This is a genomic window from Nocardia noduli, from assembly GCF_019038455.1.
Taxonomy (GTDB): Bacteria; Actinomycetota; Actinomycetes; order Mycobacteriales; family Mycobacteriaceae; genus Nocardia; species Nocardia noduli.
In genome coordinates this window covers 111,165-123,199 of sequence record NZ_JAFMPL010000014.1, presented here as the reverse complement: position 1 = coordinate 123,199, position 12,035 = coordinate 111,165, and the positions used below count along the sequence as shown (strand labels likewise).

The window sequence follows — 12,035 nt, the reverse complement described above, 5'->3', positions numbered from 1 at the left end:
GGATTCCGGCCGAATCGCTGCTGGGGACGAGCGAGGCTCCGGCGTTCCTCGCGGGGTACGGGCCGATCGACGCGGCGTTGGCGCGAACGGTCGCCGAACACGCTCGGTTCGAAGTGATTTCGGAGCGGGAGGAATCCGAGGAGGTGGGCGGAGCGGGGACGGCGCGGTGGGTTCGGGCCGTCGACGGGATGTGCCGGTTTCCCGGCTGTGTCGTGCCCGCCGCCGAATCCGAACCGGTCGACGGCCCCGCCGAGGAAGGGAGCCGAACGGCCGGGGCGGGCTCCTACGTCCTGTGCGCCAGGCACCATCGTCTGAAAGTGTTGGCGGACAAGGGAAAAACAGGGTGGTGCGTCGCGCCGACCGATCACGATCGCCTGCGGTGGACCGCACCGACCGGCGGTGTGCACATCACCGTGCGCGAGGGCGCGAGGTACCTGTTCCCGCATACCGATATCGACCGTCCGGTCGGCGTTCGAACCGGCGCGGAGCACTCCGAACCGGACGCACGGCCGCTCCCCCCGGACCGTCCGACCGCCGTTGATCTCGTGTTTCCGGTCGCGGGTCACCTTCCGGTCCATCTCCAACTCACCCGGATCGCGCCCGAGGACGAGATACCCGTCACCGAACCATCCGCCGACGTGTACTGATTCCGGCTCGAGACGGACCCGGAGCGAACTCGGACGACTCCCGCTCAACGGGTCACGTCGACGACCCAGTTCTCGTTGTTCACATCGATCCTGGCGGCGCCGTCGTACACCGACGGGGTCGCGGCCTTGCCGTCGAGCAATCCGTTGAGCTGGTCGAGGGCGGCCTTGGCGTTGGCGGTCGCGGCGTCGACCTTCGCGCCGGAGGCGACGCATTGCACGACGTCCTCGCCGGCACCCGCCTCGCGGGCGAGATCGGCCAACTGCTGGTTGGTCAGGTCGGACTTGTTCTCCTCGGGCTGATCGGTGACGAACAGCATCTCGTGGAATTTCGCGTAGACCGGGCCGGAACCCGATTCGGCCACGCATTCGGTCGCGGCCACGGCGCGGGTCGAATAGTTCTTGCTCTTGGAGCGCGAATCGAGGAAGTTCACGAAGCGGTAGCGGACAGCGAGTGCGCCCTCGTCGACTTTCTGGGCGATCTCCTGGCCGTAGACGCTCTCGAGCACGCCGCAGGCCGGGCACAGCGGGTCCTCGTAGATGTCGACGGTGTTCGCGGCGTCGACCCGGCCGAGTTGGACCGAACCGTCCGGGGACAGCACCGAGACGACGGCGGGGTTGCGCACCATGCCGTATCCGTCGTTGCGGACATCCGCCTCGTCGTTGCTCCAGCGCATCACCAGCAGAACGACCAGCGCGATGACGACGACCGCGACACCACCGAGGGCATAGGTGGTGGTGTTCGACATCGGCCGCGGCGTGTACTTCGGGGATGGCTCACTCACGCCGACCACTCTGCCCGAAACCTGTACGCGACACACCGCCGGGAGGTCCCGGCGGTGTGTCAACGGAGACGACGGCGACCCGCGTCAGACGGCCCGCAGAACCACCGCGTCGGCGATCCGGCGCAGGGCCGCGCAGACCTCGGGCGGGAACGGCGCGTCGAGCAGTGCGCGTTTCGCCTGTTCCCAGCGCACGGTGATCATGTCCTCCACCTGCGGCAATGCCGTGGCGGTGAGGATGTCGCGGCAGATCTCGGCCTGATCTTCGTCCAGTTCGGGATCACCGAGCAGAACACGCAGCCGGGAGGCGTCGGCGGGCCGGGCGTTCTCGAGTGCCAGCGCCACCAGGGCGGTGTGTTTACCCTCGCGCAGATCCTCCAGATTGGATTTGCCGCTGCTCGCGGGGTCGCCGTAGACGCCGATCTGGTCGTCGCGGAGCTGGAACGCCTCGCCGAGCGGGCGCGCGTACGCGGTCAGTGCGGCGAGGACGCGCGGATCGGCGTCGGCGAGCACGGCCCCGAGATGCAGCGGACGTTCACAGGTGTAGGACACGGTCTTGTAGCGCACGATCTCCATGGCACGCTCGAGGTTCTCGGTCGGGCACGCGGTGGCGAGCAGGTCCAGGTACTGGCCGTACATCACGTCCGCGCGCATCGAGTCCAGGACCGAGAGCGCGCCGCCGAGCCTGGAGGCGCTCAGCTGCGCGGTGTGCAGCAGTTCGGCGGCCCAGACCATGGTCAGGTCGCCGAGCACGATGGCGGCGTTGACGCCGAAACGGTCCGGATCGCGCCGGTCACGATGCCGATCGGCCAGGCTGCGATGCACCGTGGGGTGGTCACGGCGGGTGTCGCTGTCATCGATGACGTCGTCGTGGATCAGCACCGAGGCGTGGAAGAGTTCGAGCGAGGCGGCGGCGCGCACCACCGGCTGCGGAATCTCGGGGCTGCCGCCCGCCGCGAGCCAGCCGAGCACGCACAGCACCGGCCTGATCCGTTTTCCGCCCGCGAAGAGGAATCCCTCCAGGGTGTCGACCACCTCCGCCGGAAGTCGCCGCGCCGCGCCGCCGCCCGCTTTCTCCCGGACGAACGACGCGAGCGCCTCGTCGACGCGCGCGCGGATCGCCACCGGATCGGGGGTCGTCGAAACCGAGGCCGTGCCGGGAGCCGTCATCGGGGCACCACACTTTCGCTGCGTTCGGACGAGGTGAGGATCCCCTCGATACGGGCGGCGCTGGTCCCGAGTCCCGACGGGCGCAGCAGGGCGAGCAGGATGGAATCGGAGACCCGGGCGGGTGTGATCACCGGGCGGTAGCGGGCGTCGAGCTCGGCGTCCACGTAGCGTCCGGTCTTCTCGTGCCAGTAGGCGATCCCGGCCATCCAGTCCTTGAGTTCCACGACACGCCGGTCCAGCAGCGCACGTGCCGCCGCGTCGAGATCGGATTCCGCGTACAGCAGGGGTAATTCGGTGGTGGCGATGCGATCGAACAGCCTGATCCTTGCCGTCATCAGATCGTTGACCATGCCGAGCGCCTCGTCCCGTCCGCATTCGAAGAAGCTGCGCAGCACCCGGACGCCGTTGTGGAGATCGCCCTCGTATTCGGTCTCCTTCCGATACGAGAACAGATCGTTGAGCAGCGCGGCGTAATCGCTGGCGGTGTTCTCCAGATCGCGCAGCGTCTGCACCCGGTAGACCTCGGGCGGCACCAGGTCACCGTGCGAGAGCCGCGACATCGTCTTGGTCAGATCCGATCCGAAGGTGCGGCGACGCATCTCGATGTAGTCGACCGGATCGGGGATGCGGTCGGCCGCGTCGTTGGCGACCTCCCATTCGCAGCCCTCCACCAGACTCATGACCGAGGTGTGCAATTCGAGACGCTGGGCCGCGTCGAGTTCGTTCGTGGTCCGCCGCCAGAGATCGGCGAGGCCGCGTTCCATCGCGTTGACCGGCGGCGGGCAGGCCGAATCGTCCAGCGGCATGAATCGCGGGAATCGGGCGGCCTGGGCCGCCGCGCCCGCCGGATCCCTGCGCCTGCCGAAGACCTGCGGGTAGTAGTCGTCCAGGTAGGTGCCCCACGCCAGCCAGGCGGCCGAGATGTCGAGTTCCTCGGTGGTGGCGTCGGGATCCATCCCCGCAGAGCACAGCGCGAAATCGAACTGGCGCAGATCGTTCGGGGTCCACAGCGCCACACCGCCCAGTTCGGGGACCGGATCGTGGAAGCCGACCCGCTGTCCCCAGGCCAGCAGGGTCGACCTGGCCGAATCCAGGAGCGGGCTCAACCGGACCTGGTACGGCATGGAGATCTCCGGGATCGGTGTCGGCCCCACCGGCTCGACGCGGGCGTGCACCAGACTGCGCGCGCGCACTCGCTCGGCGCGCGAGGTAGTCGGCAGCCTCGCCGCGGCGAGGCCGAAGCCGGTCGGGCCCCTGGTCGGATCGACCGTCGCCGCACCGTCGTTCATGTACCGGCTCGATCGCAGATGCCATTCGTGGCCGCCGGATTGCCAGTCCTGCAAACCCTTCGCGTAGGCGAGGACGGCGAGTTGGTCGGTCAGGCCGACCGCGCGCTGCGCGAACAACGCGGGCACCTCGGTGAGCGCGGTGTGCTCGAACTGTTGCAGCCGTGAGGTCAGCAGGTCGTTGACCAGATCGGCGGCGCGCTGGGTGTCACAGCCGAAGAAGCGCTCGACCACGAGGACCGCGTTGGCGTTCTCCCCTTCCGAGCGCACCTCGCGCTCGTAGGAGAACAGATCGTTGCGCAGGTGGACTGCGTCGGAGAAGGTGTCGCGCAACACTTCCAGCGGCCGGGTCCCGGCGAGGTCGGCGGGCACCTCGGCGGCCACCGCGTGTTCCACCAGGTTGGCCGACCACGGCGCGCCACCGACCTTGCGGCGCATCTCGATGTACTCGATCGGATCGGCGATCCGGCCCTCGGCGATATTGGCCAGCTCCCAGCGTGATTCCTCCAGCAGCGCGGCGGTGGTCTCGGCGAATCTGGCGCGCCAATCCGTCGACATCGACGGCACGGTGCGCGCCCACAGATCGGCCAGGCCACGTTCCACCGGATTGGTCGGCTCGGGCATCGGACCGCCGGACAGCGGCATGAAATCGCGGAGCCGGTCCAGGTATCGCTTGGCGCCCGCGCCGTCCCTGCTGCGTTTGAACAGTTCGAGGAAATGGTCGTCGAAGTAGAACACCCAGACGTACCAGTCGGTGATCAGGTCGAGTTCGCGGCCGTCGCAGTCGGGATGGGTGTAGGCGCAGAGCAATCCGTAGTCGTGCCGTTCCAGATCCGATTCGTCCCAGATATGGGTTCCGGCCTGGTCTTCGAAGAAGCCCATCGCGGTCGCCCACCCCCTGGTGTGCGCGCGTGCCCGATCCACGTGCGGATTGAGGCGGGCCGGATACGGCATGTAGAACTCGGGAAGGGCGAAGGGCTGCACGGCATCTCCTGTCCTCGGCATTCGGCTCACCGGTCCCGGTACGAGACGAGGTGGGCCAGCGCCACCAGGTCCTCGGCGGTCGACGGATCGATCAGGGCGGCGATGGCCGCGTCGACCCGCTGCTGAGCGTCGCGCAGGGCCCGGTGGCGACCGCCCGCCGACTCGACCAGCTCGGCGGCGCGTTCGGTGTCCATCGAGATGTCCGGGGGCGGACCGTAGTACATGGCGGCCAGTTCGGAAGCCGCGATCGTTCCCGAGCCCAGGGCCGCGACGACCGGGAGCGACATACTGCGCCTGGCCAGGTCGTCGGCCGGTTTGCCGGTGACGGCCGGATCGCCCCAGATGCCCATCAGGTCGTCGACGAACTGGAAGGCCATGCCGAGTTCGCGGCCGAAGGTGTTCATCCGCGACACCGTCGCGGCGTCGGCGCCCGCGCAGATCGCGCCGAGCGAGCACGCGCACCCCATCAGCGAACCGGTTTTCCCCATCGCCATCCGCGCGTATTCGCCCACATCGGCTAGTCGGGCGGCGCCGAGTCCGCAGTCCTCGTGTTGGCCGCGGCACATCTCGATCACCGTCATCTCCAGTTCCGCGACCGCCGCCGACGCCGTCACCGCCGGTAGCGCGGCCACCAGCAGTCGCACCGCGAGCGCGTGCATGGCGTCACCGAGCAGGATCGCGTCGGCGATACCCCAGACCTTCCAGACCGCTGGCCTGCCGCGACGGCTCTGATCGCCGTCCATGACGTCGTCGTGCAGCAGCGTGAAATTGTGGACGAGTTCCACGGCGGCCGCGGCGTGCACGGCGGCGGAGGTCGTCCCGCCGCACGCCACGGCGGTGCCGAGGGTCAACGCCGGACGCAAGGCCTTACCCGACCGGGCCGACTGCGGCGAGCCGTCCACGTCGGACCACCCGAAGTGGTAGCCGCCCATCAGCCGCAAGGGATCGGGTAGCCAGGCGATCGCCTCCCGTAGGACGGGTTCGCAGAGATTCCGCGCATCGGTCAGTATCTCGTCGGCGCGGCGGCCGGCCGCCGGAGTCGTCTCGATCATCGGCCTACACCTTCCTGTCGGGACGCAGCCGAACCCCGGTCCGTCGGCGGGGGGAGTTCGATTGCGGGGCAGCCGGGTCCGTCGCACCGGGCCGATGATCGGACCGGAGGGGAGCGGCTGCCGGATGACGCGGTATCGGAACGCTCGCTCAGGCCGCCGCGCGGAGGTTTCGGACGGCTGCGCGGACAACGGTCGACAACGACTGCCGCGCAGCCGTTTCCGTCTGCACCGGATGGTCGGTGGTGATGCGTGGGGTCATGCGTGGTCCTCACCTCGAGGTTGACACCGCGGCACGGACGAACGCGGTGGTGCGGATCTCGATGAACGACTACTGCTCGGTACCGCGCGAGTTACGGGCAGTACCGGGGGGATGCTGATCACACAGAACGAATTGACCTAGGGGACAGCAGATTCCGAACGGCACCAATCCTAGGTCGGTTTGCCGCGAGATCGCTACGAAAACAGGAAGATGCCGAACGGTCCGCTACTCGGATGGTAACGAAACGCACACGATCGAGACGCTCACCCGCAACGTCGCGGAACGACGCCACCCGCGTCGACACTCGACGGATCGCCGGACCCGTTGCCGTGGTTCGCCTTCCGGAGGTCGTGATCCCGGGTTTCGTGATCCCGGGTTTCGTGATCCTGGATTTCATGGTCCCGGACATCGTCCTCGCCGAATTCGACCGCCGCGGACCGGTAGGTCATCGGGACCTCGGCGTCGGACTCGTCGGCGATCGACCGATACGTCGAGGGAACCTCGTCCGTACTCGCGTCCGCCTCCGGCTCGCGGACGACCTCGAACACCGTCGCGTTCCGTTGCAACGTCTCCGGCACCAGCAACCACCACACCCCGGCGACCAGCAACAGCCCGCCGGTGACGACGAGCGCGAGACCGTAGGAGGTCTGCTGCGCCAGCGCGCCGATCGCGACCGGACCGACGACGGTGCCCAGATCCGCCGACATCTGGAAGGCCGCGAGGACCGGCCCGCCCCTGGTCTTCGGACCGATGATGTCGGCGAGGGCGGCCTGCTGGGTCGGGGTCAGCATGCCCGACCCCACCCCGGCCACCACGGAAGTCCCGAGCAGCCACGCGAGATTCGGCGAGTAGCCGAGCCCCGCGGTGCCGACGGCGCAGATCAACGCGCCGGTGACGAGGAAGGGTTTGCGGCCCCAGCGATCCGAGAGTCCGCCCGACCAGAACAGCACCGCCACATTGCCCGCCGCGAACGCCGTCAACGCGATACCCGCCATGCCGATCGACTGATCGAGGACCTCGACCACGAGCAGCGGCACCAGCGCCATCCTGACGCCGAACACCGCCGCGCCGTTGGCGAAATTGGACCAGAGCACCGCGCGGTATTGCGGCAGCGCCAAGGCCGCGCGGAAACTCATCAGCGTCATCTCACCGGCGGCCTCCGGCACCGCGAGACTCGAATTCCGCAGACTCAGGTGGACGACGGCGCACGCGACGAGCAGCGCGACCGCGTAGATCACGAAGGGCGCGCGCAGGCCGAGTCCGGCCATCGCGGTGCCGACCAGCGGCCCGCTGATCGAGCCGACGAGGAAACTCGTCGACCACAGCCCCGACACTCGCCCGCGCGCCTCCGGCGGTGAGATACGGATCACCAGGGCCAGCGAGGACACGGTGAACATCGTCGAGCCGATGCCGCCGATCGAACGCAGCACCAGCAGTTGCCAATAGCTCTGGGCGAGCGCGCTGGCTCCGGTGGACAGGGCGACGATGAGCAGTCCGCCGATATAGACCCGGCGCTCCCCCAATCGCTGCACCAGCCTGCCGCTGACCGGGGCGAACAGCAGCCGCATCGCCGCGAACGCGCTGACGATTCCCGACGCCGCCGCGACGCCGACCCCGAAACTCCTGGCGAACTGCGGCAGCACGGGTGCGACGAGACCGAATCCGATCGCGATGACGAACGCGGCGCCGACCAGCACCCAGATCTCGGCGGGCAGCGCGCGTGCGCCGCTCGCCGAGGCCGAGCGTCTACTCACCCGCCAGCGCCCGCCCGACCACTTCCTCCGCGGCCGCCTGCACCTGGAGCAGGTGCTCGGGACCGTGGAACGATTCGGCGTAGATCTTGTACTTGTCCTCGGTGCCGGAGGGGCGGGCCGCGAACCAGGCGTTCTCGGTGGTGACCTTCACACCTCCGAGCGGTGCGCCGTTACCCCTGGCCCTGGTGAGGACCTCGGTGATGGGCTCACCCGCGATCTCCTTCGACGTGATCATGTCAGGAGTCAACTTCGCGAGCAGCTCTTTCTGTTCCACGGTCGCGGTGGCGTCGATGCGCGCGTAGGCGGGCGCGCCGTAGCGGCGTTCCAGTTCGACGTAGCGGGCCGACGGGCTCTGCCCGGTGACGGCGGCGACCTCGGCGGCCAGCAGGGCCAGCAGGATGCCGTCCTTGTCGGTGGTCCACACGGTGCCGTCGTGCCGCAGGAACGAGGCGCCCGCGCTCTCCTCGCCGCCGAAGGCGAGACTGCCGCTGAACAGACCGGGCACGAAGTACTTGAAGCCGACCGGCACCTCGTGCACGTCACGGCCGAGCACGCTCACCACCCGGTCGATCATCGAGGAGGTGACGACCGTCTTGCCGATCTTGGTCAGCGCGTCCCAGCCCATCCGGTTCGCGACCAGGTACTCGATCGCGACCGCGAGGAAATGGTTCGGATTCATCAACCCACCGTCGGGGGTGACGATGCCGTGCCGGTCGGCGTCGGCGTCGTTACCGGTGGAGATGTCGTAGTCGTCCTTGATCGCGACCAGTGCGGCCATCGCGTAACGCGAGGACGGATCCATCCGGATCTTGCCGTCGCTGTCGAGCGTCATGAAACGCCACGTCGGATCGACGAACGGATTGACCACCTCGAGTTCGAGGTCGTAGCGCTGGCCGATCTCCTCCCAGTAGTCGACGCTGGCGCCGCCCATCGGATCGGCGCCGAGACGGATGCCCGCGCCCCGGATCGCGTCCAGATTCAGCACATTGGGCAGATCGCCGATGTAGTGGTCGAGATAGTCGTAGCGCTCGACGCTGGTCTGCAAGGCGTTGCTCACGGTGGTGCGTTTCACCTCGGACAACCCGTTGCGCAGCAGCTCGTTGGCCCGCGCCGCGATCGCGTCGGTGGCCTTGGCGTCGGCCGGGCCGCCGTGGGGCGGGTTGTATTTGAACCCGCCGTCGCGCGGCGGATTGTGCGACGGGGTGACGACGATGCCGTCGGCCTGATGCTTCGTGCCGCCGCGATTGTGCCGCAGCACAGCGTGACTCAGGGCCGGGGTCGGGGTGTAGCGGCCCCTGGCGTCGATGATGGCGGTGATCTCGTTGGCCGCGAGCACTTCCAGCGCGGTCGTCCACGCCGGTTCGGACAGCGCGTGGGTGTCGCGGGCCAGGTACACCGGGCCGGTGATGTCGCGGCTGGCACGGTATTCGACGATCGCCTGGGTGATGGCGAGTATGTGGGACTCGTTGAAGGCGGTGTCCAGGCTCGATCCGCGATGCCCGGACGTCCCGAAGGACACCAGTTGCGCGGGATCCGAAGGATCCGGGAGACGGCAGTAGTACGCCGTCACCAAATGCGCGATGTCTTCCAGGTCGGTGGGCCGCGCGGGACGCCCGGCTCGATCGTGGGCCATGCTCGGGTCTCCCTTCCGTGTCGGCTGTGCCCGGCTCGTCATCAGAATCATGTCCACAACCACTGGGTCGCGGACACGGCGGCATACACCGCGGCCAGGCTGGCCGCCACGCTGATCACGACGTTGCCCACCGCCAGGTGGTAGGCACCGTCGGTGACCAACCGGATCGTCTCGTAACCGAATGTGCTGAACGTCGTCAGCGCACCGCAGAAGCCGATTTCGGCGAAGGCGGGCACGTGACCCGCCGCGCCTGCGCCGATGAGAGCGCCGAGCATCGCCGAACCGACAATGTTAACGGTCAATGTCCCCCACGGCATCGGGGATCGCAAACGCGCGGAGACGGCGCGATCGATCAGGTATCGGGCGGGGGCGCCGAACATTCCGCCGAACACCACCAGAAGCGCGGTCATCGATTCCACCCCCGAGAGCGCCGACGGAGTGCACCGTGTGTGCCCGTGACCCGCATGCCAGACCCCTTCCGTGGGCGTTCACCGTTGTTCACCGCGCCGTCCCCGCCGCGCCGTTCCGAACACCAACCGCGTTGCGCCCATCCCGAGTGCCACCGCGGCGAGCGCCGCTACCACCGTTCCCCCGAGGTAGCCGAGCGCCTCGGCCGTCGCACCCGATTCGAGCAGTCTACGAATCTCGAGGCAGTAGGTCGAAAATGTGGTGAACCCACCGAGGATACCGACGCCGAGGAACGGACGTAGCAGTTTGTTGGCTACCCATACCTCGGTGATCAGAACCATCAGGATTCCCATCGCGAAACATCCGGTGACATTGATGACGAAGGTCGACCACGGCACCTGTCCCGGCCGCACCGGCCAGTGCCGCCCGACCGTGTAGCGCAGCAACGCCCCGATCCCGCCGCCGAGCGAGATCACCAGCAGCACCACGGGGTCGACGGCCGCGGTTCGGGACTGCCCGCCCATGTGCTGACCTCCTGCCGCCCCGGATATCGCCGTCGCAACTCTATCGGTCCGCCGCCGGGCCAGTCCGCCCCGGGACGCGGCACGAACTATGAGCGGCGATGTTCTCGATCCGGGGACTCCCGCGCGCACAAGCGAAGTCACAGCACGTTCCACCCGATCTTCCCCACACCCTCACATACTCAGGTCTGGAGCGATATGGCGGTACGACGATCAGGTTCGACCACGGACCGGGACACGGTGCCCCGGCGCCGATCCGGGTCACAGCGAATTCGTGGCAGACATCGGGCACGCGGGTCCGTGCTGCGCGGCTACGCGGTCACCCTCGCGTCGGTGGCCGCGTTGAGTCTCGGATCCACCTCGCCGGTGGCGGCGTCACCGCTCTACCCGACCCCCGACGCCGACGCCTTCTATTCCGCGCCCGCCGATCTCGCGGGATATCGCCCCGGCGACATCGTGCGCAGCAGGCAGATGCCCGACGCCGCCTATCCCGGGGCCACGGCGTGGCAATTGCTGTTCCGCAGCACCGATTCCGGGAATGCCCCGATCGCCGCTGTCACCACCGTGCTCGTTCCGGCCGGCGGCGGCAACGACAGGCCGCTGCTCTCCTATCAGCCGTTCGTGAACGCGCTCGGCACGCGATGCGCGCCCTCGCACAGCCTCTTCGACGGCAGCATGCGCGAAGCGCCCGCGCTGAATCTGCTGCTGGCCAAGGGCTGGGCCCTGGCTGTTCCCGACCATCTCGGTCCGACCAGCGCGTACGGGGCGGCGAAACTCGGCGGGCGGATCACCCTCGACGGGATCCGCGCGGCGAAACGATTCGAGCCCGCGGGCCTGGCGGACAGTCCGGTCGGCATGGCCGGATACTCCGGCGGCGGTATGGCGACCGGATTCGCCGCCGCGCTGGCCCCCGACTACGCGCCGGAACTGCCCATCGTCGGTGTGGCCCAGGGTGGGGTCCCGATGAATATCGGCAAATTGGCCCAGGATGTCGGCAACGAGCCGAGTCCCCTGTTCGGTCTCGGCTTCGCCGCCGCGATGGGGCTGGAACGCGAGTATCCCGGTGAGCTGTCGATGGAACGGGTGCTCAATCCGGCCGGTGCCGCGCTGCGGAGCGAGATCGCCAACGCCTGCACCGACGAGATCATCCGGGCGGGAGCGGATCGCAGTTTCGGTGATGTCTTCACCGTCGCGATGGACGCCGATCCGATCACCATCCGCGTGCTGCACGAGAACAGCCTCGAGTCCTACGCCGGTGCGCCGTCGGTTCCGGTGTACCAGTGGCACGGCGGGGCCGACCAGGTGGATCCCGCTCTGGTACGCGAGGTTTCCGCACGGTACTGCGCGGCGGGCACCCCGATGCTGCTCGACGTGATCCCCGGGGCCGATCACGCCTCGGCGATAGCGCAGGGCATTCCTCGGGCCTTCGACTATCTGGCCGATCGGTTCGCGGGCGTCCCCGCGCCGACCAACTGCTGAGACGGCGGAGCCCGAGGTCCGATCCCCCTGCCGAGAAACAGCGGTGCCCGCGTCGAACTCGAC

Annotated in this window: 8 protein-coding genes and 2 pseudogenes; 2 read left to right on the top strand and 8 right to left on the bottom strand. The window is 68.5% G+C overall.

All coding sequences use genetic code 11. The features are described 5' to 3' along the window. Positions 1-647 (top strand): annotated as a pseudogene (locus tag JZ792_RS11685) (hypothetical protein); the annotation flags it as partial. Between the two features lie 44 nt (positions 648-691). Here JZ792_RS11685 and JZ792_RS11680 read toward each other — a convergent pair. The 8 genes and pseudogenes from JZ792_RS11680 to crcB (JZ792_RS11645) all read right to left on the bottom strand — a co-directional run bounded on the left by JZ792_RS11680 (position 692) and on the right by crcB (JZ792_RS11645) (position 10,496). After that, a complete protein-coding gene (locus JZ792_RS11680) occupies positions 692-1,429 on the bottom strand; it encodes a DsbA family protein (RefSeq protein WP_308165255.1) in 738 nt (245 codons plus the stop codon). 84 nt (positions 1,430-1,513) lie between these two features. After that, on the bottom strand, positions 1,514-2,596 hold the full coding sequence (locus JZ792_RS11675; protein WP_216909800.1) for a polyprenyl synthetase family protein: 1,083 nt from the start codon (positions 2,594-2,596) through the stop codon (positions 1,514-1,516). Next, complete coding sequence (locus JZ792_RS11670; protein WP_254189654.1) at positions 2,593-4,887, bottom strand: terpene synthase family protein; 2,295 nt, start codon at positions 4,885-4,887, stop codon at positions 2,593-2,595. The genes JZ792_RS11675 and JZ792_RS11670 overlap by 4 nt, the downstream gene beginning before the upstream one ends. Before the next feature lie 5 nt (positions 4,888-4,892). Next, the gene (locus tag JZ792_RS11665) at positions 4,893-5,918 is read right to left on the bottom strand and encodes a polyprenyl synthetase family protein (RefSeq protein ID WP_216909798.1); all 1,026 of its coding nucleotides are present in this window, start codon (positions 5,916-5,918) and stop codon (positions 4,893-4,895) included. A gap of 810 nt (positions 5,919-6,728) precedes the next feature. Continuing rightward, positions 6,729-7,931 (bottom strand): annotated as a pseudogene (locus JZ792_RS11660) (MFS transporter); the annotation flags it as partial. Then, positions 7,924-9,564: a phosphoglucomutase (alpha-D-glucose-1,6-bisphosphate-dependent) gene (gene pgm, locus JZ792_RS11655; protein ID WP_216909794.1), complete on the bottom strand. Its 1,641-nt coding sequence runs from the start codon at positions 9,562-9,564 to the stop codon at positions 7,924-7,926. The pseudogene JZ792_RS11660 and the gene pgm, both read right to left, overlap by 8 nt. Positions 9,565-9,611: 47 nt before the next feature. Next, positions 9,612-9,974 (bottom strand): fluoride efflux transporter CrcB, encoded by a 363-nt coding sequence (crcB, locus tag JZ792_RS11650; protein ID WP_216909793.1) that lies wholly within the window; start codon positions 9,972-9,974, stop codon positions 9,612-9,614. Between the two features lie 78 nt (positions 9,975-10,052). Next, positions 10,053-10,496 (bottom strand): fluoride efflux transporter CrcB, encoded by a 444-nt coding sequence (gene crcB, locus JZ792_RS11645; RefSeq protein ID WP_216909791.1) that lies wholly within the window; start codon positions 10,494-10,496, stop codon positions 10,053-10,055. 297 nt (positions 10,497-10,793) lie between these two features. On the opposite strand from crcB (JZ792_RS11645), the gene JZ792_RS11640 reads away from it, so the two are divergent. Beyond that, positions 10,794-11,972, top strand: coding sequence for a lipase family protein (locus tag JZ792_RS11640; protein ID WP_308165254.1), 1,179 nt, complete (start codon positions 10,794-10,796; stop codon positions 11,970-11,972). Positions 11,973-12,035 lie beyond the last annotated feature (63 nt).

Coding starts and splice junctions, on each gene's coding strand:
- crcB (WP_216909793.1), bottom strand. CDS start 9,974: ATGACCGCGCTTCTGGTGGTGTTCGGCGGAATGTTCGGCGCCCCCGCC.
- pgm (WP_216909794.1), bottom strand. CDS start 9,564: ATGGCCCACGATCGAGCCGGGCGTCCCGCGCGGCCCACCGACCTGGAA.
- JZ792_RS11665 (WP_216909798.1), bottom strand. CDS start 5,918: ATGATCGAGACGACTCCGGCGGCCGGCCGCCGCGCCGACGAGATACTG.
- JZ792_RS11670 (WP_254189654.1), bottom strand. CDS start 4,887: ATGCCGAGGACAGGAGATGCCGTGCAGCCCTTCGCCCTTCCCGAGTTC.
- crcB (WP_216909791.1), bottom strand. CDS start 10,496: ATGGGCGGGCAGTCCCGAACCGCGGCCGTCGACCCCGTGGTGCTGCTG.
- JZ792_RS11675 (WP_216909800.1), bottom strand. CDS start 2,596: ATGACGGCTCCCGGCACGGCCTCGGTTTCGACGACCCCCGATCCGGTG.